Source organism: Rhodanobacter umsongensis (genome assembly GCF_042654965.1).
GTDB classification, from domain to species: domain Bacteria; phylum Pseudomonadota; class Gammaproteobacteria; order Xanthomonadales; family Rhodanobacteraceae; genus Rhodanobacter; species Rhodanobacter umsongensis.
The window spans coordinates 42,225-67,359 of the sequence record NZ_JBHSMK010000002.1 but is presented as its reverse complement, the minus strand read 5'-3'; the positions used below and the strand labels follow the sequence as shown (position 1 = coordinate 67,359).

Here is a 25,135-nt window from a genome sequence, read left to right as displayed (position 1 = left end):
GATTGATCAGGGTCAAGCGCGCCTCGGAATGGGACAACAGCGCCATGGCTCAACGGAATCCGCAAGGGCCGGCAGACCGGGGTCAGCCGCTGCGGTGCGGCGGCCCAGGGTCGCCCCCGGCACCACGCGACAGCGGGCGGAGTTGATTAGGATCAATCCGGCTCCTCCGCCGGCATGCCCCAATGCCATCCAGGGGCATATCAACGCGACGGAGTCGACAGCCCATGACCACCAGGCCGACCGCCGCTGTCGATGCAACGAGGATCCCGTGATGCCCGTCGAGTCCACCGTCGATACGCAGGCGCCCCAGGGCACCGCCAACCCCATGAGTTCCGGCACGGGATTGCCCGCCGACATCATCGCCATCGCCACGTCCGTTTCGCCGTGGAACCCGGCGGTGCAGGTGGCCGCCGAACTTGCCGCGCGCTGGCGCAGCCTGCTGACCGGCTGCTTCGTGGATGCCTCGCTTCGGATGTTGCGCGGCCCCGAAAGCGAGCCCTCGGTGCTCGGACTGCTGCTGGATACGCCAGTCCAGGATACGAAAGAAGGCGCCGACTTCCGGGCCTTCGCCAGGTCCAGGGGCGTGCCGCGCGCGTCGTGGGTGGTCGCGCACACAGGCCTGGCCCGCGTCCTGCGTGAACTGGGTGCCTGGCATAGCCTGGCTGTGCTGGAGCGCGATCTGGTGGATGAGGAAGCGATGACCGAGCTGCTCGGCGAAGCGCTGCTCACGTGCCGCCTGCCGAGTCTCATCCTGCCGACCGGCTGGAGCGGGGGCGTCCGCTTCCCGCGCGTGCTGGTGGCGTGGGACGGGAGTATCCAGGCGACGCGCGCCATCCACGCGGCGCTGCCATTCCTGCACGCTGCCGAGCGCGTGGTCCTGCTTGATGGCGGACGTCCCCACGGTCCGGAGGATGAGAGTTATCTGCCACGTTTCGAGCCCTTCGTATACATGGCCCGCCATGACATCGAGGCCGAGCCGATGTGCGTGGAACTGCCGCCGCGTGCCGCCGGGGCTGGAATGATGGAGAGGGTCGAGCGGGTGGGGGCCGATCTCATCGTCATGGGCGCATTTGGACATTCCCTCGTGCGTGAGCGCGTGCTTGGCGGCGCGACGCGCCATGTGCTCAAGCACGCGCACGTGCCGATCTTCCTGCAGCATTGATGCTGGCAGGGCTACGGAGTCGCAGGGCGTTGGCGAGGCTTGTCGCACAGCTGAAGAAGATAATTCTGGCGTTCGACGTACCCGCATGTGCACCGCCGGCGGCGCGATTTCGTGACATTGACCGACTGCCGATCGTGCTCTTGGCGGTATGGCTGGTGTTGGCCTTCGTTGCCGGCATCGCTCCTTACAGCCGTGAAGACTGGCTGCTCGAAAACGCGCTTGTTCCTATCGTGCTGGCCGCGCTCGCCGCGTTCCGGTTCAGCCATCCCTCCGTATCGCTCTCCAGGACCGCATGCGTGGCGTTGTTCGTGTTCCTGCTGCTGCATGAGATCGGAGCGCATTACACCTATTCGCTGGTCCCGTATCGCCAGTGGGCGGAGGCTGCGGGTTGGTCGCTACCCGGGCCGGCCTCGCGCAACCACTTTGACCGCGCGGTGCACTTGGCCTACGGCCTGCTGGTGGCGCAGTCGGTCGCGGAGATCCTGGCCACGCGTTGCGGCTTGCGCGGCGCCGGGTTGCGGGCAACGACGGTCGCCTGGATGGCTTTCGGGTCGATGCTCTACGAGCTGATCGAGTGGGGCGCCGCAACGGTTTTTGGCGGCGATCTGGGTATCACCTACCTGGGCACCCAGGGCGATCCGTGGGATGCGCAGAAAGACATGGCTCTGGCCCTGCTCGGCAGCCTGCTGTGGTCATGCCTGAGGTGGGTCGGCGCGGATCGCCGAGCCAGCATGGAAAAAGATCGGCATGGGCGGGGCCGTTGACGGTGCATACCTGCGCGCCGACGGCAGATTTTCGCGGCATGGCGCTCTCACCCAGTCGTCATCAACCGGCAGCTCCCCTCGCACAGAAGTTGATCTCCGTCAACCGGCGCGAGGGAGCTCGGTGGCCCAATGGCTTCCTCCCACAGACAGTCGAGGTGTGCCATGAAAGATGACCTGCGCTTGAGGGACGACATCCTGGACGAGCTCAACTTCGAGCCGAGCGTGGATGCGTCGAATATTGCGGTCACGGCCAAGGATGGCGTGGTGACGTTGCGCGGCCACGTCACCAACTATGCCCAGAAGCTCGCCGCCGAGCGCGCGGCGTGGCGGGTGGCTGGCGTAAAGGCCATCGCCCAGGACATCGAAGTTCGACTGCCCGGCGACAAGAAGCTCAGCGACGAGGACATCGCCAAGCGTGCGCTCGACATCCTCGATTGGGACGTCCTGGTGCCGTCGGACCGGCTCCACGTCAAAGTCGCCACTGGCTGGATCACGTTGACCGGCGAGGTGCCCTGGAACTACCAGCGCGTGGCGGCCGAGACCGCGGTGCGCAAACTGTCGGGTATCACCGGCGTTTCCAACAACATCATGGTCGAGCCGCATGTGCAGGCCGGAGACGTGCGCAAGAACATCGTCGACGCGCTCAAGCGGCATGCGGAAGTGGAAGCCGATCGGATCAAGGTGGAGATCCATGCCAACGGGGTGGTGGCGATCGATGGCCGGGTGGACGACTGGGAAGAGCGCCAGGCCGTGGAGCGTGCGGCGTGGTCCGCGCCCGGCGTGCGTACCGTGGAGAACCGGGTGCGGATCGCCTGATTGTTCCAAGCTCGAGGGGCGCCTGGCGCCCCTCATTCTTGTCAGTCCCGGCCGCGGCGGGATGTCGTGTCGGCGGCCTCAATGCTTGAGGAACACCGGCACGCGGCTCTGGGACAACACTGCGCTGGTGGTCGGGCCCAGGCAACGGTCTCCGAGGCGACGTCTTCCGCTGGCCCCCATCACGAGCAGGTCGGCACGCTGGTCAGCGGCATAGGCGAGAAGTTGCTCGCTTGCGCTCTCGTCCGCTGCTGCGATGGTGCCGACCGTGGTGACGACCACCCCGTGCGCCCGCAGATGCGAAAGCGCATTCGACTTGGCACTGCTCGCCTGCAACAGGGTTACCGATTCGGCGCCGCGCAACAACGGCAGCGCACCATGCAGGGCGCGGTTCGACGCCGCGCTGTCATTCCAGGCCACCACCGCATGTACCACGCGCCCAGGCGCGACGTTGGCATCAGGCACTGCAATGCAGGCAGTCCCGGAAAGCAGCACCTCGCAGAACAGGCGTTCGCCCGCGCTGGAAGATGGCGCAAGGCCCTGCAGCACCAGGACGTCGGTCCAATTGCCCGCAAGGACCAGCGCGTCTGCCAACGGTCCGATCGCCACCTGCCAGCGAGCTTCGCGCGCGCCCAGCTGGCCTGCCCATTCCGCAAAGCGGCGACCGGCAAGTATCGCCTGGTGAAGCTCCTCCTGCGCGTAGGCAGTCACTTCTTCGGCCAGCAAGGGAGGGCCCGGCGCGGAGCCATCCCGCGCGGTGACGTAAAGGCCAGTCAGGGTCGCCCGCGTCGATGCCGCGAGCTGCGCGGCATAACGCACGCTGGCATGCCAGTTCCGGAAACCCGGGCAGTGGACCACGATGTCGCGCACTGAAAGAGCCCTCGCCGACGCCGCAGCACTTGGTTCGGTCGCGGCAGTGAATAGCGTGCTGTTGTCGACGCGAGGCCAACTTGATCCAAGTCACTGCCCATGACGTCCCGCTCCGATCGTCGCGGCGTTTGACCTGTATCACCTCGGCCCCCGCCGGCAGGGCCTAGCGTGACTGCCGGCCGTCGCCATGGGGCGGCGCACCGGCTTGGAGCACCCGCCATGTACGACATCCTCATCAACACCATCGATTTCGAGAGCTGGCCCCGCGCCGCGCAGTACGGCACGCAGCTGGCGGGCCTGATGCAGGCTTCGGTCACCGGCGCCTACGTCTACCCGTCACCGCTCTTTGCAACACCCAGCTTCAGCACCCCCGAACTCATCGATGTGTTGATCGAAGCGGCCCGCACACTCGAAGCGAGCGCGCTCGGCGCCGAACGGTCCTTCATCGCCTGGGCAAACGGCATGGGCGTCGAGCATGCCGCCTGGGTGGTGGGGCAGGGCAACCTTTCCGATGCGCTGGTGCAGATCGCATGCTGGCACGACTTGCTCGTGGCCGAGCGGAATCCGGACCGGACCTGGGCCACTCCCTCCGATCTCGCCTCGCTGATTCTCACGGTGGGCCTGCCGTGCATCGTGGTGCCACCCCGGCCGGTGCAGGCCGTTTCGTTGTCGCGCATCGCCATTGCGTGGAACGGCGCACCCGAGGTGATACGCGCCGTGCACGCCGCGTTGCCCCTGTTGAAGCAGGCCAGCGAAGTGCTGTTGCTGCGCGGAGCCCCCAACGAAACTTTCCAGGAGGTCTCCTGGAAGCCGCCCTTCGACATCGACGCTTACCTCAACCGCCACGGCATTCACGCCCGCTCGCAGGATCTCGCCGGCGCGGAACGCGGTGTCGGGGAAGCGCTGCTGGAACAGGTTGGCCGCTTCCACGCCGACCTGCTGGTCATGGGTGCCTACGGCCGCAGCCGCTTCAGCGAGTGGGCGCTGGGCGGCACCACCCGGCACGTGCTCTGGAATGCACAGCTGCCTGTGCTGTTCCGCCATTGACGCGCAGCCATGCGCGCCATGACGCTCGAAACCATACGCGAACCGCTGGTGCTCAGGCAGGGTGCGGCTCCCGAGCCGGGGCCCGGCGAGGTGCGGCTGCGGGTCGAGGCCTGCGGCGTGTGCCGCACCGATCTGCACGTGGTCGATGGCGAGTTGCCGCACCTGCAGCTGCCCGTCGTGCCCGGACATGAGGTGGTGGGTCTCGTCGATGGGATCGGCATCGGTGTCGAGCGGCTTGCCCTGGGCCAGCGTGTGGGAGTGCCCTGGTTGGGCTCGGCCTGCGGCATCTGCGACTACTGCCGCCACGGCCGCGAGAACCTGTGCGATTCACCGGCCTTCACCGGCTATACGCGACCGGGCGGCTACGCCAGCCACCTGGTCGCCCGCGCCGACTTCTGCATTCCCCTGGGCGAGGTCGATCCCGTCGCCACCGCGCCGTTGCTGTGCGCTGGCCTGATCGGTTGGCGGGCGCTTTGCAGGACCGGGCAGGCGCAGACGATCGGAATCTACGGCTTCGGCGCGGCCGCCCACCTGACGACCCAGGTTGCGCAGCACCAGGGGAGGCGGGTGCTGGCGTTCACCCGCCCCGGTGACCTCGTTGCGCAAGCGTTTGCGCGTGCGCAGGGAGCGGCATGGGCAGGCGATTCCGATGCCTCGGCGCCTGAGCTGCTGGATGCGGCGATCATCTTCGCGCCGGCCGGCGAGCTCGTGCCTCGAGCACTGCAAGCCGTGCGCAAGGGCGGGCGCGTGGTGTGCGGTGGCATCCACATGTCCGACATCCCGACGTTCCCGTACCGCCTGTTATGGGAGGAACGCGAACTGGTATCGGTCGCCAACCTGACCCGGGCGGATGCACATGCCTTCTTCGCCGAGGCAGGCGGCGCGGGCATCCACGCCACCACGCGACGCTATCCGCTGGAGGCGGCAAACGACGCACTGGAGGACTTGCGCCACGGAAGGCTCAGCGGGGCGGCGGTACTTGTGCCGTAACCGGGTGTACAAGGCGAAGCAACTGTTACCGATCGTTACGCGGGGTTGCGCGATCGTCGTCATGCGGTGGCAGAGGCTGGCTAGTCTGGCATCCTCGTCCCGATCTCCCGGAAGCCCGCCATGAACGCCCTTGCCAGCCGGATCCAGGCCCCTGCGCACATTGCCATGCTGTCGCCGCCGGCCTCGATCAGCCCGCTGGACATCGAGCGGCTCTCGAGGCATGTCCAGGTCGTTCGCCGCAAGCTGGCGACCGGGCAGCATGCCTACCGCGCAGGCCAACCGTTCCACGCCATCTTTCTGGTGCACGCGGGGTTTCTGAAGGTCTGCGAGTTATCCGAGGATGGCCGCGAGCGGGTGACCGGGTTCCGCATGCGTGGCGACCTGATCGGTGTGGAATCCATCGGGTTGACCCGTTACTCCTGCGACGCGGTGGCGCTGGACGACAGCGAGATCTGGGAGTTGCCCTACCCGCCGGTACTGCTTGCCTGTTTGCAGATTCCCGAACTGCAGGAGCGCCTGACGGCGGCGCTTGCCGAGGAAATCCGCAACGATCGCGCCTGGATGCTGGCGCTCGGAACACTCACCGCCGAACAGCGCGTGGCTGCCTTCCTGCTGGACATGGCCGAACGTCACATGTGGCTGGGTTTCAGCCCGCGGCACTTCCTGCTGCGCATGGGACGCGCCGATATCGCAAGTTTTCTCGGACTCAAGCATGAAACGGTAACCCGTGCCCTTTCGAAACTGGACCGGCTGCACTGCATCGAGGTGCGGCGACGCGAGGTGCGGCTCCTGGATCCGAACGGCTTGCGGCGCATGACCGGGCAGGGGGACAGCGTGCACTGATCGGGTGCCGTCATGCCGCTCCGGCTTCAGCTGCCAGCGGCGGCGATTCGCCCGGTTGCTCCATCCGCCGGCTTGCGCAACAGTTCGATCCTGCGGCGACCGCCGCCATGGCATCGGGTGCCGCCGCAAAGAGCGCGCGGAACTGGCGCTGTTTGCCGGCAGCGCGCAGGGATGGCATGGCGCTCTACTCCTGGTGTACCGTGTCGCTGAAGATGTAGCCGGCGCCGCGCACGGATTTGATCAGGGTGGGCGCGGCCGGGTCGGGCTCGATCTTGCGTCGCAGGCGACCTATCTGGACGTCCACGGCGCGGTCGAATGGCCCGGAGCCCCGTCCATACAACTGGTTCATCAGCTCGTCCCGGGACAGTACCCGGTTGGCATGAGTCACCAGGATCCGCAACAGTTCGTACTCGCCGCTGGTCAGCGCGACCGGCTCGCCCGCTGGCGCCGTCAGTGTGCGGCTGTGGAGTTCGAACCGGTAGCCGGCAAACAGGTAGACCACGGGCCGCGATGCTGCCTGGCGGGTGCGTTCACCGGTGCGGCGCAATACGCTTCGGATGCGCGCCAGCAATTCGCGCAGCTCGAACGGCTTGGTGACGTAATCGTCGGCACCCAGTTCCAGACCCACGATGCGATCGACCGAATCGCCCCGCCCGGTCACGATGATCACCGGACCATGCCAGTGCTCGTGCAGATGCCGCGTCAGGTCAAGGCCATCCTCGCCGGGCAGGCCGAGGTCGAGCAGCACCAGATCGATCGTGTTTGCCTCGAGCAGTTCGAGCATGCCCTTGCCATTGCCGACCACGCTCACCGAAAAACCCTGGGCGGAGAGATAGCGCTTGAGCAGCGCCGCGATTTCGCTGTCATCGTCGACCACCAGCAGGTGGGCCTGCCGGAAGGACATCCCCTGCTGGTTGGGATCCTGTGCTGACACGAAAGTCCCTGACGCTTGCTGGTGCGGTTCGGTACTGGTCAAAGAACAGTGGCGCTTTTCGTGGCGGAGCCGCTCCCCTGCGTGCTGGAGGAGAGGGCATCGAAGGCCCACGTGGCGCCGTGGAAGTATGCCCCAAAATGGCGCGACGTTCCCCTGATCCGTGTCAGTGGCGCACGCATGCTGGCCCATGCCGGCATCAGGTCCGATCCGGGGGATCAAGTGATGCACGGGTGGCTGATCGACCCGATGCAGGCCGCCGCCTTTCCGGATGCGGCGCTGCCGCTGGCCAGGCGCGTGGCCGCCCCGGAACTTCCAGCACCTGCCGTTGCAGTCGCCGGCGGACCTTCCTGCCAGCAGGCGGGGAGCCGGGCGTTCGGGCGGGCGACGGCCCTACCGGAGCAGGTACTCGCGAATGCCGGAACTGTCCAGGCTGGTGAGGTTGTGCCTGAGTTCGCGGCTCAGGGCTTGCTGCAGAGTCTTGTCCAACCGCTTGTGCAAGGCTCCCAGAAAGCGGGGCGCCGCCGCGATGACGAGCGCCTGGAAGCGCTTTTCCTCGTACGCGGTGTGCAGCGCAGCCACGAGCGTCGCGGCGAAGCGCGCCGACGCTTTGTCCTTCTCGTTCGTGTGTGGCTCGATGGCGTGGCTTACCGGCCCCACGCTCTCGTGGACCCGTGGCGGCCGCTGGAAACTGTGCCCATGCACGGCATCGGGATTCACGAAACATTCCAGCTCGGTCCACGGCTCCTGACAGCGTTCGAACTCGAACAGGCGGGCCTTTTCGCCGTCGGCCACCAACACCCAGGTCTTGTTCATGGCGAGCTCGCTCCGGTTGACGTGCACGGTCAGGCTAACCAGTGGGCGCGCATGGAAGCTTGATGCAGATCAAAACGGACAAGGCATGTCGCGACGACCGACGACGTCATTTCGATGCGCGGAGCGGCCTCAGGTGGCTTGCGGCGAACCACGATGCTGGCGCGCTCGAGGGCATGGAGCGGTGGCGACTAGGTCGGGTCGCCACTGCGCCTGCTCGAAGACGAGCCGCGTCGAGCCGGCGCGCAATAGACGCCATGCAGGGTTTCGATCACCGCCTGCGCCGGGCCGGGCTCCAGGGCGTAGTGGATCGACTGCGCTTCGCGTCGCGTACGCACCAGGCCTTCGTCGCGCAGGCGGGCCAGATGCTGCGAGAGGGCGGATTGGCTCAGGTCCGGCAGCGCCTTGTGGATCTGGCCCACCGAACGCTCGCCCTCGACCAGCAGGCACAACACCCGCAGACGCTGCGGGTTGCCAAGCGCCTTGAGCAGGCCCGCCGCCTCATCGGCGCGGGCGTGCATGGCGGAAATGTTCGGCAGCGATGTCGGGGACATGGGATCGGGTGTCTGGTCCTGCTTGACTTTAGCAGTTAAGTACATTAGTTTTCTTTAAATTAGAATATGCTAAATTAAAACGATATTGATGCCGGTCAACTGCCCAAGGGCGCATCGCGCCGAGCATGTCTCCGACATTGAAAAAAGTGAGGCACCTGACATGGCCAACATCATCGTGCTCGGCGCTGGACTGGGTGGCACCGCCGCCGCCTACGAGATCCACGCAGCGCTGGGCGAAGACCACGAGGTCACCGTGGTGGGCGATGGCCCGCGCTTCAATTTCACCCCGTCCAATCCCTGGCTGGCGATCGGCTGGCGCAAGCGCGACGACATCGGTTTCGCCATCGGCGAGCGGCTGGAGCATCGCGGCATCCGCTTCATCGATGTGCCGGCGGAGAAAGTCCTGCCGGCCGAGAACCGGCTGCGCCTGCGCGACGGCAGGATCCTCGACTACGACTACCTGGTGATCGCGACCGGCCCGCGGCTGGCCTTCGATGAAGTGCCGGGGCTGGGGCCGGACGGCCACACCCACTCGATCTGCACCGCGGAGCACGCGCAACGCGCGTGGGAGGCCTACCAGGCGTTCCTGGCCAACCCCGGCCCGGTGGTGGTCGGCGCGGCGCAGGGCGCGAGCTGCTTCGGCCCGGCCTACGAGTTCGCGCTGATCCTCGATGCCGATCTGCGCAAGCGCAAACTGCGCGACCGCGTGCCGATCACCTTCGTCAGCTCGGAGCCGTACATCGGCCACATGGGCCTGGGCGGGGTCGGCGATTCGAAGGGCCTGATGGAACACGAACTCCGCCAGCGCGACATCAAGTGGATCGTCAACGCCAAGTTGCTCGCTGCCGAAGCCGGCAAGCTGAAGCTGCAGGAGGTCGACGCCAAGGGTGCGCCGGCAGGCGAGACCGAGCTGCCGTTCGCGTTCGCCATGCTGCTGCCCGCGTTCACCGGCGTGGACGCGGTGCGCGGCATCGATGGGCTGACCAATCCGCGCGGCTTCGTGCTGATCGACCAGCACCAGCGCAACCCGCGCTTCGCCAACGTGTTTGCCGCCGGTGTGTGCGTCGCAATCCCGCCGGTCGAAGCGACGCCGGTGCCGACCGGCGCGCCGAAGACCGGCTTCATGATCGAGTCGATGGTCACTGCCATCGCGCACAACCTGCGCGACGAACTGGCCGGCAAGCCGGGCGAGGCGCGCGCGACGTGGAATGCCGTATGCCTGGCCGACATGGGCAATACCGGCGTGGCGTTCGTCGCGCTGCCGCAGATCCCGCCGCGCAATGTCACCTGGGCGAAGGAGGGCAGGTGGGTGCACCTGGCCAAGCTCGCCTTCGAGAAGTACTACCTGCACAAGATCCGCAGCGGCCATACCGAGCCGGTGTACGAGAAATACGCGTTCAAGCTGCTCGGCATCGAGCGGCTCAGGCCACCCGCCAAACACCTCGAAGGAGATCTGCCATGAACATCGATCGCGTGGTGCTGGCGTTCGCCGGCAGCATGGTGCTGTTGTCGGTCGCGCTGGCCTGGTGGGTGGCGCCCGCCTGGCTGTGGCTGGCTGTGTTCGTCGGGGCCAACCTGCTGCAATCGGCATTTACCGGTTTCTGCCCGCTGGCGCGGATCCTCAAGAGCTTCGGGCTCAAGCCCGGCTGCGCCTTTCCCCGCTGACTTCATCGTCCAGGAGCCCGCCGTGTACTACCTCAAAGACACCGCCAAACCCTTCGCCCAGGCCGCCGACGACCTCGATGCCGCCGTGCGCCGCCACGGCTTCGGCGTGCTGCACGTGCATGACATCGGCGCGACGCTGCGCGGCAAGGGCGTGCCATTCGAGCGCGAGTGCAAGGTATTCGAGGTATGCAACCCGCAGCAGGCGGCGAAAGTGATGGAGACGGACATGCGCCTGAACATGGCGCTGCCCTGCCGCATCTCGGTCTATACCGACGGCGGGCGCACGCATATCGGCATGATCGAGCCGGAGCGCATGCTCGGCATGCTGTCGACCGATGCGGCGCTGCAGCCGATCGCGGCCGAGGTCGAGGCGCAGACGCGCCAGATGATCGACGAGGCCTGCTGATGCGCCTGCGCCTGCTGCTCGGTCCGGCGCTGGTCCTCGCGTTGCTGGCCGGTTGCCGGCGCAACGAGCCGCCGCCCGTCCATGCGCAAGCGCCGTCGACCGGGTTGGCCAGCCGCGTGGTGCACCTGCAGGAGGCGCCGCGCGAACAGGCCTGGGACGGCGTGGTGGAGGCGGTCAACCAGGCCACCGTGTCGGCGCAGACCGCCGCCCGCGTGGTCGAGCTGCCGTACGACGTCAACGACACCGTGCCCGAGGGCGCGGTGATCGTGCGCTTCACCGACATCGAGCAGAAATCCGCGCACAACCGGGCGCAGGCGCAGATCGCCGCGGCGCAGGCCGCCTACGACGAGGCTGCTGCGTCCTACCAGCGCGTCGCGGCGATCGCCGCGCGCGGGCTGATCTCGCGCCAGCAGCTGGACCAGGAACGCGCCCGCCGCGATGCGGCGCTGGCCGCGTTGCACGCGTCGCAGGCGCAGTTGCGCGAGATCGGCCAGCAGCTCGACTACACGGTGGTGCGCGCGCCCTATGCCGGTATCGTCACGCGGCGCTACGTGCAGGTCGGCGAGTCGGTGCAGCCGGGCCAGCCGCTGATCGCCGGCGTCTCGTTGAAGGATCTGCGCGTGACCGTGCAGGTGCCGCAGAGTGCGGCCGAAGCGATCCGCCGGCAGAACCATGCCGAGGTGCTGCTCGACGACGGCGCGCGCCGGGTCGTCGCGACCAGGCTCACCGTGTTTCCCTACGCCGATCCGGACACGCACAGCTTCAGCGTGCGGCTGGAGCTGCCCGGCGAGGACACCGGCCTGTATCCCGGAATGACGGTCAAGGTGGCCTTCGCGATCGCGCGCGAGCGCCGGCTGCTGGTCCCGGCCTCCGCGCTGGTGCAGCGCGGCGAGCTGCAGGGCGTCTACGTGCTGGCCCAGGGCGGCCCGCAGCTGCGCCAGCTGCGCACCGGCGCGCGCTACGGCGAGGCGGTGGAAGTGCTGGCCGGGCTGGACGACGGCGAGCGCATCGCCACCGATCCGGCGGCGGCCGCGCGCTGGATCGGTGCCCACCGTGGCGGGGCCGCGCCATGAGCGAGCCGTCGCTCGGCTTGTCGGGACGCATCGCGCGCGCTTTCCAGGCTTCCCCGCTGACCCCGATCCTGGCAATTGCCGCGCTGCTGCTCGGGCTGGCCGCGGCGGTGATCACCCCGCGCGAGGAAGAGCCGCAGATCGACGTGACCATGGCCAACGTGATGGTGCCGTTCCCCGGCGCCGACGTGCGCGACGTGGAAAACCTGGTGGCCTTCCCGCTGGAGCAGAAGCTGGCCGAGATCGAAGGCATCAAGCACGTCTACTCGGTGAGCCGGCCCGGCCTGGCGATGCTCACCGTCGAGTTCCAGGTCGGCGTGCCGCGGCAGAGCGCGATCGTGCGGCTGTACAACCAGGTGTTCCAGAACCAGGACTTCGTCCCGCCGGGGCTGGGCGTGGGGCCGCCGCTGATCCGGCCGATGGGCATCGACGACGTGCCGGTGATGGCGCTGACGCTGTGGAGCGATGCCCCCGCGCAGAACCCGACCCGGCTGGCCGAGGTCGCGCACACGCTGGAGACCGAACTCAAGCGCGTGCCCGGCACACGCGACGTCTATACGATCGGCGGCCCCACCCGCGCGGTGGTGGTGGAGCTCGACGCGGCGAAGCTGGCCGCCTACGGCATGGCGGTCGGCGATCTCGCCGCGGCACTCAAGGCGGCCAACGTGGTCACCCAGGCGGGCGATCGCATCGGTGCCGGCCGCGACGTGCCGGTAACCGCCGGTACCTTTCTGGCCAATGCCGGCGACGTGGCGCAACTGGTGATCGGCCTGAAGCACGGTCAGCCGGTGTTCCTGTCCGACGTGGCACGCATCCATGCCGGCGCGGACCTGCCCGGCCGCTACGTCTGGTTCGGCGCGCCGGCCGCCAGGGGCGGCCCGGCTGGCAACGCGCCGGCGGTGACCATCGCGGTGGCGAAGAAGCCGGGCAGCAACGCCGCCGACATCACCACCGCGATCGACCAGCGGCTCGCCGCGCTGCGCAACGTGGTGATCCCGGCCGACGTCCACGTCACGGTCACCCGCGACTACGGCCGGACCGCCACCGACAAGGCCGACAAGCTGATCCACAAGCTGATCTTCGCCACCGGTTCGGTGGTGCTGCTGGTGCTGTTCGCGCTGGGCTGGCGCGAGGCGATCGTGGTCGGCAGCGCGGTGATCATCACGCTGATGCTGACCCTGTTCGCCTCGTGGGCGATGGGCTTCACCATCAACCGCGTGTCGCTGTTCGCGCTGATCTTCTCGATCGGCATCCTGGTCGACGACGCGATCGTGATCGTGGAGAACATCCACCGGCACATGGCGCTCGGCGGACGCACCCTGCGCGAGGCGATCCCGGAGGCGGTCAGCGAGGTCGGCGGGCCGACCATCCTGGCCACTTTCACGGTGATCGCCGCGCTGCTGCCGATGGCTTTCGTCTCCGGCCTGATGGGGCCGTACATGCGGCCGATCCCGATCAACGCCTCGGCCGGCATGTTGCTGTCGCTGGCGGTGGCACTCATCGTCACGCCGTGGCTGGCGCTCAAGCTGCTGCGCCATCCGCCACCGCCGCGCGAAGGCGAAGGTGGCGGCGCCGGGGCGCACGAAGCATCGGGCAGCCGCCTGCTCGGCCTGTTCCAGCGCGTGATGCGGCCGTTCATCGCCGGCGAACGGGCGCGTCGGCGCCGGCGCCTGCTGTTCGCGGCGATGGGCGTGCTGGTGCTTGCTGCGGTGGCGCTGGTGGTGGTCAAGGCGGTGGTCCTGAAGATGCTGCCGTTCGACAACAAGTCCGAGTTCCAGGTGGTGGTCGACATGCCCGAGGGCTCCACTCTGGAGCGCACCAACCAGCTGCTCGGCGAGCTGGCCGGCGCGGTGGCCACGCTGCCCGAGGTCGCCAACTGGCAGGCCTACGCCGGCACCGCCGCGCCGATCACCTTCAACGGGCTGGTGCGCCAGTACTACCTGCGCAGCGGTGCCAATGTGGGCGACCTGCAGGTCAACCTGGTCGACAAAAGCGAGCGTAACCGGCAGAGCCATGCCACCGCGCTGGCAATCCGTCCTGCGCTGGCAGGCATCGGCGCGCGCTACGGCGCGTCGGTGAAGATCGTCGAGGTGCCGCCCGGCCCGCCGGTGCTGGCGCCGATCGTGGCCGAGGTATACGGCCCGGACGACGACACGATACGGCGTACCGCACTGGCGCTGGCGCAGCGCTTCAAGGCCAACGGCGACGTGGTCGACATCGACACCAGCGTCGAGGCAGCCGCGCCGCGCGAGGTGATGGTGGTCGACCGCGAGCGTGCCGCGCGGCTGGGGCTGGACCAGGCCGGCATCGCGCAGGCGCTGCGTACCGCACTGTCCGGCGAGGACGCCACCTGGCTGATGGACGGTCATGCCCGCTACGCGGTGCCGGTGCGCCTGCGCCTGCCGGCCGGCGACCAGGCGTCGCTGGCGCAGTTGCTGGCGCTGCGTGTGCGCGCCCAGGGCGGTGCGCTGGTGCCGCTGTCCGAGGTGGTCAGCGTGCGTCCGGCGACGTGGGAACAGGCGATCTACCACAAGGACCTGCTGCCCTACGCGTTCGTTACCGGCGACGATGCCGGCGCCACCGACAGTCCGCTGTACGGCATGTTCAGCCTGGTCGGCACGCTGCGCGGCCACGACGTTGCCGGCGCGCGCCTGCAGCAGCATTTCATCGCCCAGCCCGACGACATCAGCGCACCGTCGGTGAAGTGGGACGGCGAGTGGCAGATCACCTACGAGACCTTCCGCGACATGGGCCTGGCCTATTCGGTCGGGTTGCTGCTGATCTACCTGCTGGTGGTCGGCCAGTTCAAGAGCTACGTGGTGCCGCTGATCATCATGGCGCCGATCCCGCTGACCGTGATCGGCGTGATGCCCGGTCACGCGCTGGTCGGCGCGCAGTACACCGCCACCTCGATGATCGGCATGATCGCCCTGGCCGGCATCATCGTGCGCAACTCGATCCTGCTGATCGACTTCATCAACCATGCGCTCGCGGCCGGCCGGCCGCTGGCCGAGGCGGTGATCGATGCGGCTGCGGTGCGCGCCAAGCCGATCGTGCTGACCGGCGTGGCGGCGATGGTCGGCGGTTTCTTCATCATTGACGACCCGATCTTCCAGGGCCTGGCGGTGTCGCTGATCTTCGGCATCCTGGTGTCGACCGTGCTGACCCTGCTGGTGATTCCGCTGCTCTATTACGCCTGGCTGGCACACCAGGCACCGCAACCGGAAGCGTCATGAAGTGAGCGGAATGCAGCCGCATCGGATGGCCCATGGCCCAGCGGGGTGATACCGAATCCCACGCGCTTGCCCGCGGGCAGCCTGCGGCAGGTCGCCGCCACCCCGGTGCGCGCTGGTCCAGTCCACCTGCGGACGGTGCGCGACCGGCGACGGAGCCGAGACAGACTTTCTCCACAGCCCTCCATGCGCTCGATCGAGTCCGGTCAACCTCGACCATGCCCGCACAGTCGGGTTGCAGCGTAGTTGATCCGGATCAAACCCACCGCCGGCAGGGCGTCTAGGGTGAAGCCCGGGCTGGGCCGATGGGACCGGGTCAGCTCGACCAGGCCATCACCGGAGGAACCCGCCATGAATCGCGTCGCCAAGGTCATCGAAATCATTTCCGAATCGCCCGACAGCGTGGAGGACGCCGTACAGCAGGGCATCGAGCGGGCCGCCAAGACGCTGGACGGCATCAAGGGGGCGTGGATCAGCGAGACCAAGGTGGTCACCGACCCGGACGGAAGGATCATTGCGTGGCGGGTGTGCCTGCGGGTGAGCTTCATCCTCGACTGAGCATCGGTCGTTGCGGAACCCGCCTGATAGCGGCGTGCGCGCCGCACCAGGAGTCTTGCCATGAATGCGTCGTCGTCAAACCGGGACGCCTGCTTTGTCGATCGCGCGGACGCCGCGCGCCAGCTGGCCAAGGTGCTGGGCCACTACCGCGGGCTGCAGCCGCTGGTTCTTGCCATCCCGCGCGGGGGCCTGCCGATCGGCCGGATCGTCGCCAACGCGCTGGACGGCGAGCTGGACGTGGTGCTGGTGCGCAAGCTTTGCTCGCCGATCAACAGCGAGGTGGCGATTGGCGCCATCGACGAACAGGGGCGGGTGCAATTGAACGCCCTGGCGGGCGTTCTGGACGCGGAAAACCGGCATATCCGGGCCGAAGCAGCCCGGCAACTGGCCGTCATCCGCAAGCGCCGCGCCGCCTGCACCCCGGGTCGGCAGACGGTGGATGCCCACGGCCGCCTGATGATCGTGGTGGACGATGGCCTGGCAACCGGAGCGACCATGCGGGCAGCCCTGGAAGCTGTACGCCAGCAGCATCCGGCCAGACTGGTCGCTGCGGTGCCGGTGGCTGCGCCCGGAAGCCTCGACGACTTGGCCGGCCTCGCCGACGAAGTGACATGCCTGCATGCCCCGGCGCATTTCCGGGCAATCAGAGCGTTCTATCAGGACTTCGGGCCCGTCGACGACCGGGAGGTTCTGGAGCTGCTGTCTGCGCCGACCGTTGCCGTCAAATCACCTGTGAATCCGTAGGGCCTGCATGGCCGGATGTGCGCCTGCCTGGCGAACTGGCGGCACTGTTCCGATGCGCAGGGCCTGGCGCCGTCGGATCGTGGCAGCGGCGGCCGTTTCGATATCGCGACCCCGGCCGATCGGACTGGCCCCGGTGGTAGCCCGTCTCCGCCGCGACCGGCTGCCGGCTTGCCTGCCGGCGGGTTTGTCCGGCGCCGACGCGGACACGCGCACTGCCTTGGCGGCCGCCGCGGAGCGCGCGCGACCGCGCCGGCGCTGGTCATGCCAGGCGGCGAGGACCCGGGTCTTCCTGGCTCTCGATATGGCCGTCGACCACGCGGATGCGCCGGTCTGCCTGGGCCGCAAAGTCCGTATCGTGCGTCACCACGGCCACCGCACGTCCCTGCGTGTGCGCCAGCGAGAGGATCGTGCGCTGCACATTGCGGCTGGCCACGCTGTCGAGGTTGCCGGTCGGCTCATCGGCCAGCACCAGCATGGGATCGTTGGCCAGCGCGCGGGCGATCGCCACGCGCTGGCTCTGGCCGCCTGAAAGCTGGCGCGGCCACTTGTCGAACTGCGCGCCGAGGTCCAGGCCGGCGAGCAGCGCCTGCGCCCGCTCGCGGATGACGGCATCATCGTAGGCACCGAGGCGGCGCATCGGCAGCATCACGTTCTCGCCGGCGCTGAACTCCGGCAGCAGGAAATGCGACTGGAACACGAAGCCGATCTTGCACAGCCGCGCCTGCGAACGCTCCGCTTCGCCGTAGCCTGCGGTGTCCTCGCCGCCGAGCCAGACCCGGCCTTCGCTGGGCAGGTCCAGCAATCCCATCAGGTAGAGCAGCGAGGACTTGCCCGAGCCGGAGGGTCCGGTGACAGCCACGCATTCGCCGCGGTCGATACGCAGGCTGACGTCGCTGACCAGGGTGACCGGCACTTCCGCCTCCAGCCGGCGCGTCACGTGGTCGAGGCGGATCGCGTCAGCCATCAGGTGCCACCGCGCAGCACGTCCACCGGCTCGACCTTGGCCGCGCGGCGCGCCGGCAGGAAGGCGGCGGTCATCGCTGCCAGCATCGCCACGCCGCCGGCCAGCAGGAACTGCATCGGGCTCCAGTCGATCGCCAGGTAGTTGGGGTCGGTGCTGCCGGGAATGCGGAAGTGCACGCGCGCCAGCCCGGCCATGAACGCGCAGCCCAGGCCGATGCCAAAGACATTGCCGACCGCCCCAATCAACACGCCCTGCGCGAGAAACATGCGCTCGATGTCGCGGGCCCGGAAACCCATCGCGCGCAGGATCGCAATGTCGCGCTGCTTCTCCAGCACCACCGTGGAGATCACGTTGTAGATGCCGAACGCCGCCACCACCAGCACCGCGCCGACCACCGCGAACATGATCACGCTGCGGATCGCCAGCGCACTCATCAAGTCCTCCGAGCGCTCTTGCCAGGAGACCGTCTTGTAGCCGACCCGCTGCTCGATGCGCGACGCTTCGGTGCGGGCCGCGTTCGGGTCGGCCAGCTTGATCACGATGGTGTTGATCCGGTTTGGCCGTTCCAGCAGCGATTGCACGCGCTTGAGGGCGACGAACGCCTGGCGCGCGTCGACATCCGAACGCCCGGTGTGGAACAGGCCGACGATCTTGAACGTGCGCACCTGCCCGGTGGTACTGGCCACGCGCAGGTTGTTGCCCAGCGAAAAACTCATCAGTCGCGCCAGCTCGTCGCCGACCACGATGCCGTTCGGATTGACCGCCAGATCGTCGAGCGAACCGCGCACCATGTAGCGCTGGAGGGTCGATACGCGCGTGTACTCATTGGCGACGATGCCATTGAGCGAGACTGCGCGATCCTTGCCGGCGAAGGTGACCAGGGCCTGCTCGGTCAGCACCGCCGAGGCCTGCAGGCCCGGCGTGCGCCTGAGAAAGTCCAGGATCTGCGGATAGCCGCGGATGCCACGCATCTCGGTCTGCGGCACCGGATGGTGAAGTTGCACCGCGGCGCCGGGAAAGCGTTCCACCACCGGCTGCCGGCTCGGGTTGCGGTACTGGTCCTCGATGGTGATGTGCGGCGCGTTGTCGACCAGGCGGCGGATGATGTCCAGTTCCGAGCCGCGCATCATGGCCGAGATCGACAGGAAGAACGACACGCCCAGCACCACGCCGAGCAGGGAGACGATGCTCTGGCGCCTGCGTGCCAGCAGGTGCCGCGCGGCGATGGCGATGAGCAGGCGGATCATTGCTGCGATCCGCCCGATGCCACGCGCACCTTGCCGCCCTCGCGCATCGCGCCGGTCGGAGCGGCCACGACCACGTCGTCGGGCGACAGACCCGCAGCAATCTCCACTTGGCGCTCGCCGCGGATGCCGGCGGAGACACGCCGCGACTGCAGGCGGCCGGCCCGCACCAGCCACACCCGATCACCGTCCAGGGCGGTCTCCGGCAACAGCAACGCGTCATCGTGCCGGCGCACGATGATGTTCACTTCAGCCGTCATGCCAACGTGCAACGGCGTGGTTCCTTCTATCGCGATGCGCACGCGATAGCTGCGCGCGGTGGGGTCGCCCTTGGGCGTGATGCTGCGCACGCGGCCCTGGAACACCTGCCCCGGGAAGGCGTCCGCGCGGATCAGCACGGGCTGCCCAACCGCCACCCGCGCGATGTCTTCCTCGTCGACGTCGGCGGTAATCCGCGGCGGCGAGGCGACGGCGAGCCAGAACACCACCTGGCCGGGCGTCATCAGCTGGCCGATCTCGCCGTCGCGGCGGATCACGCTGCCGTCGGTCGGCGCCAGCAACCGGGCAAAGTGCAGTTCGGCCGCGGCGCGGCTGGCCGCCGAGCGTGCCGAGAGCCACTCCGCGCGGACCTTGTCGTACTGCGTGCGCGCAATCACGCCACGCGGGAGCAGGGCGGCGTAGCGCATGTACTCGGCATGGGCGAACGCCTCCTGCGAGCGCAGCTGTGCCAGGTTGCTGGCAAGGTCGGTGTCCTCCAGCCGCGCCAGCTGCTGGCCGGCACGCACGCGCTCGCCTTCATCGACATTCAGTTCGATCAGCCGCGCGGTGATGCGCGCGGCGATCGGCAGCATGATGGTGGGCTCCACCGTGCCGGTCGCGTACACCGCCTCGATCGCCACCCCGCGGTGCGCATGCGTGACCGCCATGCGTGGCGGCAGCGTCCACCATGTCGCCAGGGCGCCCAATCCCACGAGCACGATGAGGCTGATCGTCCAGGCGGCTGCGTGTTGGCGCCGCGGCGGCCGACGGGGTGCAGCCTCGGTGGCAGCCACCGGTTTCTCGAAAGGTGTGTCAGCTGGCATTGGCATGCTCCGGTTGGCGCAGGCGTGGCCATGCCGGCACGTCGAGCATAGGCAGCCGTCGGTAACTGGCCTTTGACGCACGTCAACGAGATTCCGCTGCCGCTCCCCCTTGCCCGTACGTCGTGAAAGGTTGCCTGGCCGGCGGGAAGCCGACGATCAGGCGGAGCGTGGCGGCGCACCTGCACGGATTCGCCGTCGCGGCGCTGAACTTCGCCTGCGACGTTGCGCGCAATGCTCCGCCGAAGGTGTCTCGCTGCGAATCGGCTGGACAGGTGCGCGCCGATTGATGTCGATCAAGCCGCCACGGCGGCGGGCGGCGTAGCGTCGAAGCCGGATCCGTCGGGCGACTGCCCGAAGGCCGCCCCCAACCTCAGCACCGGAGTCCCCGCCATGACCACGCTTTCCCGCTGGAATCCCCTGAAGTCGCTCGCCCGCGCCGACGTGAGCGAGTTCGACGACTTCTTCCGCAGCTTTGGCCTGCGCCCCGTGTTCAAGGACGTCCAACTCGCCCCGGAGATCCGCATCGATGTCATCGAGAACGACGATGCCTACGACATCAGCGCGGATGTGCCCGGCGTGCGCAAGGAAGACATCGACATCGCCGTCGCCGGCAACCAGGTCTCCATCACCGCCGAGAGCCGGCGCGAGTCGGAGAAAAAGAATGGCGACCGCGCGGTTGTCAGCGAGCGCTGCTACGGGCAGGCGTTCCGCTCGTTCAGCCTGTCCAGCGACGTGGACGAAGCCAAGGCCGAAGCCCGCTATGAAAACGGCGTGCTGACCCTGCACCTGCCGAAGAAGGCGGATGGCCATCAGCGGCACATCAAGGTCAGCTGACCGCGCGTCGTTGCCGCATGGGCCCTCTTATCCACGCCTTTCGCGGTGGTCGTTTCCTGCGTGTCGGGCGGTCGACCCGGATCTGCCGGGGCGATCCGCCCGGCGCAGCAGGGCAAAGTCGACGATCCTCGGGCCGCGCCCGGGCCACACCGGCAGAACGGAGTCGGGGATCCCGCTACCTGGTGGCCGCTAAGGCTTGAAATGATGCACGTATCCCACGCTGAAGCCTCCCGGCAGCCAGCCGACGATCAGTGGCGAATCGCGGTGCGACGCCCAGACTCCGATACCGGCGCCGACCGCCGCCCCAACCAGCACGTCGCTCTGCCAGTGGGCATGGACTTTCATGCGGGCGACCGCGTCGTAGGCGGGCAGCAGGGCCAGGGCATAGACGGCCGGATGATCGTCGCCGTAAGTCAGGATGAAGGGAGTCACCGCCGCGGACAGCGCTGCGACTTCCCCGCTGGGGAAGCTTTGCCCATGCTTGAAGAACCGGTTGGGATCGCTCGTCTGCGACGGGCGTTCGCGGCCGAAAGCGTACTTGAGCGCCTGCGTGCTCACGCCGGTAACCACCATGGCATCGACCGAGCGCCAGAAAGTGTCGCCGAGCTCGTCGTGGTCCCCGAAGGCAAGTGCCCCGACGCCGACGGTGACGATGCTCCCGTACAGCAGCACCTTCTGGTCGCTTCGCTTCCAGATGCCGCTGTTGTCGTAGTGGAGACGGTGATCGATACCCAGCGGACCGCCACCGGCGCAGGCGGCCTCCACGGGTACCAGCACGAGCAGCAAGAACAGGAATAAGCGCATGGCATGCCTCCGGCGTTCGAGCAAGGTTTATGGCCAGCCTGGAAAGGCGCTCAGTCGCTTTTCTTTCGACTGGCGGCCAAAGTCATCAGGCAACCGACCGCCATGACGTTGGCTGCGCAGGTGGCCGTGACGCTCCCGGCTGCCAGCGGACCGGCCACGAGGGAGGCGCCTCGGATCAGGATGATGCGCTCCGGCGAGGCCGGTGACTTGACCTCGGTCAAAGGCCTCGCCGCACCGTCCTGCATGGTGGCCGCATGAAACCCCCAGCCAACGCCACGCCGGCGCTGCATGCGGTCGACGTGGGCATCTCGTCGGCCAACGCTGGGGAGATCGCCCGCGACGGCGCCGATGCGATCGCCCACCGCCGTGCACGCCCTCTCACCCCGCTGGTATCCATGCTGCCGTGCGACGGCATGCGTATCGCCAGCTTGCGCATACGGCCTTCATGGTCGGATTTCCGACTGCGACCAGCTGCGCGCAGCCGTGGTGGGCTGGCCGGGGTGCAAGAGACGACGGGCCCAGCCGGCGGCTCGTCGACTCATCGTCAACACGAAGTAGACGTTTCCTTGCCCGCCTGTTCCCCAGGCATGAGTGAGGCTGAGGTTTGCACCGTAAGGAGATTCCATTTGTGGAACGGCTGCTGCAGGGACTCATCGATCTCATGCCGGTGGGCGTGTGGGTCGCCAACAACAAGGGACGGTTCGTGCGCATGAACCGCGCCGCGCGCCGCATCTGGCGCGCGGAGGCGCACGAGAACCTGCAGGACATGGCCTCGTTCCGGGCCTGGAGCGTGGATTCCGGCGAGGAGCTCACATCGGGGGACTGGGGCCTTCAGCAGGCGCTCCGTCATGGAAAGACCTCCGAGCGGCTGATGCGCATTCGCTGCCTCGATGGCAGTGAACGGACCATCGTCAACACGGCGGCGCCGTTGTCCGACGGCCGGGGCCGGATCAGCGGTGCGGTTGCCATCAATGAGGATGTCACCGATCTGCTCGCCATCCGCTCGCTCAGCGACAGGCGCGGAGAACTGTTGCAGACGGTGCTCGACCTCCTGCCCGTGGGCGTTTTCCGTTTCGACGAGAACGGGCGGATCGCCGAGGCGAATCCGGCGGCCCGACGTTTATGGGGACTGGACGACTACAGCCCGCTTCCGGATATCGGCAACTTCCAGACCTGGGACGTGGCCACGGGTGAACGGGTCATGCCCGGGGGGTGGGCTTCGAGCCAGGCCTTGCGCCGTGGCGAGGCCATCCGCGAGGAGCTGCTGGATATCCGCGGTTTCAACGGGTCCACGCGCACGATCTTCAACTCGGCAGCGTCGCTGCACCTGCATCAGGTGCAGCCCATCGGTGCCGTTGCCGTCAACCAGGACGTTTCCTCGCTGTACCGCACGCAGCAGCAGCTGCGCGCCGCGGTGCGGGACCGGGAAGAACTGCTGGCATTTGTCGCCCATGACCTGCGCAATCCGCTCGCCGGCCTGATGCTCCTGGCCAGTTCGATGGAACACATGGCCAGCGACTCCGCTAACCCTGCCGAGATCGCAGCGCTGGCCGGCAGCATGCAGAAGCGCGTGCGCGAACTGGCGGGCCTGGTCGACGACCTCCTGGCGATCAGTGCCGGCACGCTTGCCGATGCTTCCATGCTAGACCTGCAGAAGACGAACCCCGGGCAGGTGATCCACGACGCCGTGGAGCAGCACACCGATTTGTTCGAGGCACGCGGCATTCATCTGGTGGGCCAGGTGAACCCCGGCTTGCCTGCGGTGATGGCCGATCGGAAGCGCCTGCAGCGGGTCTGGAACAATCTGCTCGACAATGCCCTCAAGCATACCGAGCCGGGTGGCCAGGTGACTGTCGGCGCCGTAAGCCACGGCGCCGTCACCTTCCATATCTCGAACAGCGGCCTGGCGCTCTCCAAGGATCAGATGCGCGAGATGTTCCGGCCCTTCTGGCAGGCCGGGCGCGACCGCCGGGGTGTCGGACTCGGCCTGTCGATCGCGCGGGCCATCATCGAGGCCCATGGCGGCACCATCTGGGCCGAGAGCGCCCAAGGCCAGCGGGTGTGCATGAAGTTCGAGTTGCCGCGCATCGAGTTGACGCGACCGGTCCAGCAAGAGCTCAGCATGCCGGCCCCGGAAGCTTGAGGGGCGGCAACCCATCGCCGCCCCGGCCGACGCGGAGATACCGGAACGAAACCTCGCGATGTCCACTTCCTCAACCCTCGGCCAGCCAGGTGGCCGGCAGGGTCGGCTAGGAGCGCATGGACCCGGTCTCGATGAACCGCTGGTGCCAGGACAGCGCCTCGGTCAGCAGCGAGGGCGATTGCTGGCCGTAAGCGTGTGCGCAGGCGCGCTCGAAGTAGTCGGACAGAGCGGGACGGTAATCCGGATGCACGCAGCGCGCGATGATCAGGCGTGCGCGCTGCTTGGGCGACAGGCCGCGCAGGTCGGCCAGCCCCTGCTCGGTCACCAGCACCTGCACGTCCTGCGGGATGTGGTCGACATGACTGGCCTGCGGGACAAGGGTGGAAATGTGCCCGTCCTTGGCAGTGGAGGGCGTCATGAAGATCGAGATGTAGGCATTGCGCGCGAAGTCGCCGGAGCCGCCGATGCCGTTCTGGATGCGCGAGCCCATGACGTGGGTGGAATTGACGCAGCCATAGATGTCCGCCTCGATCATGCCGTTCATCGCCAGGCAGCCGAGCCGGCGAATCACCTCCGGATGGTTGCTGATTTCCTGGGGGCGCAGGATCACCCGATCCCTGAACTGCGCCGCTTCGGCGTTGAACCGGTGCGCGGCCCCCGGGCTGAGCGAGAAACCGGTCGCCGAGGCGACCTGCAGGCGTCCGGCGATGAGCAGGTCCAGCATGCCGTCCTGGATCACTTCGGTGTAGGCGGTCATCCGTTCGAACGGCCCGTCGAGCAAGCTGCCGAGCACCGCGTTGGGGATGTTGCCGACACCGGACTGGATCGGCAGCAGCGAGGCCGGCAGGCGCCCCATCTTCACCTCGTGACACAGGAACTCCAGCAGGTGGCCGGCGATGGCGCGCGCCGCCGCATCGGGTGCGCGGAACGGCAGGTTGCGGTCTGGCGATTCGGTCTCCACCACCGCGACGACCTTGTCCGGATCGCAGCGGAAACGCGGCTCGCCGACGCGGTCGCCCGGCTTGAGGATGGGAATGGGCACCCGGTGCGGGGGCAGCGCGGTGCCGTAGTAGATGTCATGCATGCCCTCCAGCGCCGCGCTTTGCCAGCGGTTGACCTCGACGATCACCTGGCGCGCCTGATCGATCCAGGTCTTGTTGTTGCCGACCGAGGAGGAGGGCACCAGCGAGCCGTCCGATGCGATGGCGCTGACCTCGATCACCGCCGTGTCCAGCGGCCCCAGGAAGCCTTGCGCGGCCATCGGCGCGACCTGGCTCAGGTGCAGGTCGAAATACTCCATCTGCCCCGTGTTGATCTGCTCGCGCACCAGCGGATCGGAGTTGTAGGGCAGGCGGAACTCGATGCCATGGGCGCGTGCCAGCGCGCCGTCGAGTTCCGGGCCGGTCGAGGCGCCGGTCCACACACGGACCTGGAATGGGCGCCCTGCGGCGTGCTCGGCCTCGATGCGCGCGGCGAGCGCCATCGGCACCGCCTTGGGATAACCCGAACCGGTGAAGCCACTCATGCCGACCGTGCTACCCGGGGCGATGAAAGCCGCGGCGTCGGCCGCCCCCATCACCTTGCCCCGCAGCCGCGTGCAC

The 25,135-nt window shown here is 68.0% G+C and carries 25 protein-coding genes; 15 read left to right on the top strand and 10 right to left on the bottom strand.

Annotated elements, in window-relative coordinates; all coding sequences use genetic code 11:
* The first annotated feature begins 271 nt into the window (after nucleotides 1-271).
* From ACFPME_RS00330 to ACFPME_RS00320, 3 genes are all read left to right on the top strand, one after another.
* Nucleotides 272-1,162, top strand: coding sequence for a universal stress protein (locus ACFPME_RS00330; RefSeq protein WP_377300877.1), 891 nt, complete (start codon nucleotides 272-274; stop codon nucleotides 1,160-1,162).
* Between the two features lie 134 nt (nucleotides 1,163-1,296).
* Nucleotides 1,297-1,926, top strand: a complete 630-nt coding sequence (locus ACFPME_RS00325; protein ID WP_377302792.1) for a DUF2238 domain-containing protein — start codon at nucleotides 1,297-1,299, stop codon at nucleotides 1,924-1,926.
* 162 nt (nucleotides 1,927-2,088) lie between these two features.
* A complete protein-coding gene (locus ACFPME_RS00320) occupies nucleotides 2,089-2,742 on the top strand; it encodes a BON domain-containing protein (RefSeq protein WP_377300875.1) in 654 nt (217 codons plus the stop codon).
* Between the two features lie 78 nt (nucleotides 2,743-2,820).
* On the opposite strand, the gene ACFPME_RS00315 is transcribed toward ACFPME_RS00320, so the two are convergent.
* Complete coding sequence (locus tag ACFPME_RS00315) at nucleotides 2,821-3,609, bottom strand: universal stress protein (RefSeq protein WP_377300873.1); 789 nt, start codon at nucleotides 3,607-3,609, stop codon at nucleotides 2,821-2,823.
* A gap of 219 nt (nucleotides 3,610-3,828) precedes the next feature.
* Between ACFPME_RS00315 and ACFPME_RS00310 the strand changes: the two genes are divergently transcribed.
* The 3 genes from ACFPME_RS00310 (at nucleotide 3,829) to ACFPME_RS00300 (ending at nucleotide 6,489) form a co-directional block, all read left to right on the top strand.
* Nucleotides 3,829-4,656, top strand: coding sequence for a universal stress protein (locus ACFPME_RS00310; protein WP_377300871.1), 828 nt, complete (start codon nucleotides 3,829-3,831; stop codon nucleotides 4,654-4,656).
* Nucleotides 4,657-4,674: 18 nt separating this feature from the next.
* Nucleotides 4,675-5,646, top strand: coding sequence for a zinc-dependent alcohol dehydrogenase family protein (locus tag ACFPME_RS00305; RefSeq protein WP_377300869.1), 972 nt, complete (start codon nucleotides 4,675-4,677; stop codon nucleotides 5,644-5,646).
* A gap of 120 nt (nucleotides 5,647-5,766) precedes the next feature.
* Complete coding sequence (locus ACFPME_RS00300) at nucleotides 5,767-6,489, top strand: Crp/Fnr family transcriptional regulator (RefSeq protein WP_377300867.1); 723 nt, start codon at nucleotides 5,767-5,769, stop codon at nucleotides 6,487-6,489.
* Between the two features lie 184 nt (nucleotides 6,490-6,673).
* Here the strand turns inward: ACFPME_RS00300 and ACFPME_RS00295 are convergent, their stop codons facing one another.
* From ACFPME_RS00295 to ACFPME_RS00285, 3 genes are all read right to left on the bottom strand, one after another.
* Entirely contained in the window at nucleotides 6,674-7,423 is a 750-nt protein-coding gene (locus tag ACFPME_RS00295; protein ID WP_377300865.1) for a response regulator, read from the bottom strand.
* Nucleotides 7,424-7,813: 390 nt separating this feature from the next.
* A complete protein-coding gene (locus ACFPME_RS00290; RefSeq protein ID WP_377300863.1) occupies nucleotides 7,814-8,263 on the bottom strand; it encodes a host attachment protein in 450 nt (149 codons plus the stop codon).
* 161 nt (nucleotides 8,264-8,424) lie between these two features.
* Complete coding sequence (locus tag ACFPME_RS00285) at nucleotides 8,425-8,787, bottom strand: ArsR/SmtB family transcription factor (protein ID WP_377300861.1); 363 nt, start codon at nucleotides 8,785-8,787, stop codon at nucleotides 8,425-8,427.
* Nucleotides 8,788-8,947: 160 nt separating this feature from the next.
* On the opposite strand from ACFPME_RS00285, the gene ACFPME_RS00280 reads away from it, so the two are divergent.
* From ACFPME_RS00280 to ACFPME_RS00250, 7 genes are all read left to right on the top strand, one after another.
* Complete coding sequence (locus ACFPME_RS00280; protein ID WP_377300858.1) at nucleotides 8,948-10,249, top strand: NAD(P)/FAD-dependent oxidoreductase; 1,302 nt, start codon at nucleotides 8,948-8,950, stop codon at nucleotides 10,247-10,249.
* Nucleotides 10,246-10,452, top strand: coding sequence for a YgaP family membrane protein (locus tag ACFPME_RS00275; protein WP_377300856.1), 207 nt, complete (start codon nucleotides 10,246-10,248; stop codon nucleotides 10,450-10,452). Before ACFPME_RS00280 ends, ACFPME_RS00275 begins: the two co-directional genes overlap by 4 nt.
* 22 nt (nucleotides 10,453-10,474) lie before the next feature.
* Nucleotides 10,475-10,858, top strand: a complete 384-nt coding sequence (locus tag ACFPME_RS00270; protein ID WP_377300854.1) for a DUF302 domain-containing protein — start codon at nucleotides 10,475-10,477, stop codon at nucleotides 10,856-10,858.
* Entirely contained in the window at nucleotides 10,858-11,931 is a 1,074-nt protein-coding gene (locus ACFPME_RS00265; protein WP_377300852.1) for an efflux RND transporter periplasmic adaptor subunit, read from the top strand. Before ACFPME_RS00270 ends, ACFPME_RS00265 begins: the two co-directional genes overlap by 1 nt.
* Entirely contained in the window at nucleotides 11,928-15,164 is a 3,237-nt protein-coding gene (locus tag ACFPME_RS00260; protein ID WP_377300850.1) for an efflux RND transporter permease subunit, read from the top strand. The genes ACFPME_RS00265 and ACFPME_RS00260 overlap by 4 nt, the downstream gene beginning before the upstream one ends.
* A 348-nt stretch (nucleotides 15,165-15,512) precedes the next feature.
* Nucleotides 15,513-15,719, top strand: coding sequence for a dodecin family protein (locus ACFPME_RS00255; RefSeq protein WP_377300848.1), 207 nt, complete (start codon nucleotides 15,513-15,515; stop codon nucleotides 15,717-15,719).
* Nucleotides 15,720-15,779: 60 nt separating this feature from the next.
* On the top strand, nucleotides 15,780-16,463 hold the full coding sequence (locus tag ACFPME_RS00250) for a phosphoribosyltransferase (RefSeq protein WP_377300846.1): 684 nt from the start codon (nucleotides 15,780-15,782) through the stop codon (nucleotides 16,461-16,463).
* Between the two features lie 259 nt (nucleotides 16,464-16,722).
* Here the strand turns inward: ACFPME_RS00250 and ACFPME_RS00245 are convergent, their stop codons facing one another.
* The 3 genes from ACFPME_RS00245 to ACFPME_RS00235 are packed head-to-tail and all read right to left on the bottom strand — an operon-like array spanning nucleotide 16,723 to nucleotide 19,648.
* Nucleotides 16,723-17,427, bottom strand: a complete 705-nt coding sequence (locus ACFPME_RS00245) for an ABC transporter ATP-binding protein (protein ID WP_377300844.1) — start codon at nucleotides 17,425-17,427, stop codon at nucleotides 16,723-16,725.
* Complete coding sequence (locus ACFPME_RS00240; RefSeq protein WP_377300842.1) at nucleotides 17,427-18,674, bottom strand: ABC transporter permease; 1,248 nt, start codon at nucleotides 18,672-18,674, stop codon at nucleotides 17,427-17,429. The genes ACFPME_RS00245 and ACFPME_RS00240 overlap by 1 nt, the downstream gene beginning before the upstream one ends.
* On the bottom strand, nucleotides 18,671-19,648 hold the full coding sequence (locus ACFPME_RS00235; protein ID WP_377300840.1) for an efflux RND transporter periplasmic adaptor subunit: 978 nt from the start codon (nucleotides 19,646-19,648) through the stop codon (nucleotides 18,671-18,673). The genes ACFPME_RS00240 and ACFPME_RS00235 overlap by 4 nt, the downstream gene beginning before the upstream one ends.
* A gap of 495 nt (nucleotides 19,649-20,143) precedes the next feature.
* On the opposite strand from ACFPME_RS00235, the gene ACFPME_RS00230 reads away from it, so the two are divergent.
* Nucleotides 20,144-20,587: an Hsp20/alpha crystallin family protein gene (locus tag ACFPME_RS00230; protein ID WP_377300838.1), complete on the top strand. Its 444-nt coding sequence runs from the start codon at nucleotides 20,144-20,146 to the stop codon at nucleotides 20,585-20,587.
* A 189-nt stretch (nucleotides 20,588-20,776) separates the two neighbouring features.
* Here ACFPME_RS00230 and ACFPME_RS00225 read toward each other — a convergent pair whose 3' ends face one another.
* Both ACFPME_RS00225 and ACFPME_RS00220 read right to left on the bottom strand, forming a co-directional pair.
* A complete protein-coding gene (locus ACFPME_RS00225; protein WP_377300835.1) occupies nucleotides 20,777-21,391 on the bottom strand; it encodes a phosphatase PAP2 family protein in 615 nt (204 codons plus the stop codon).
* Between the two features lie 50 nt (nucleotides 21,392-21,441).
* Nucleotides 21,442-21,753 (bottom strand): hypothetical protein, encoded by a 312-nt coding sequence (locus ACFPME_RS00220; RefSeq protein WP_377300833.1) that lies wholly within the window; start codon nucleotides 21,751-21,753, stop codon nucleotides 21,442-21,444.
* 266 nt (nucleotides 21,754-22,019) lie between these two features.
* Between ACFPME_RS00220 and ACFPME_RS00215 the strand changes: the two genes are divergently transcribed.
* Entirely contained in the window at nucleotides 22,020-23,534 is a 1,515-nt protein-coding gene (locus ACFPME_RS00215) for a sensor histidine kinase (RefSeq protein ID WP_377300831.1), read from the top strand.
* A 106-nt stretch (nucleotides 23,535-23,640) separates the two neighbouring features.
* On the opposite strand, the gene ACFPME_RS00210 is transcribed toward ACFPME_RS00215, so the two are convergent.
* A complete protein-coding gene (locus tag ACFPME_RS00210) occupies nucleotides 23,641-25,110 on the bottom strand; it encodes an acetyl-CoA hydrolase/transferase family protein (protein ID WP_377302790.1) in 1,470 nt (489 codons plus the stop codon).
* Nucleotides 25,111-25,135 lie beyond the last annotated feature (25 nt).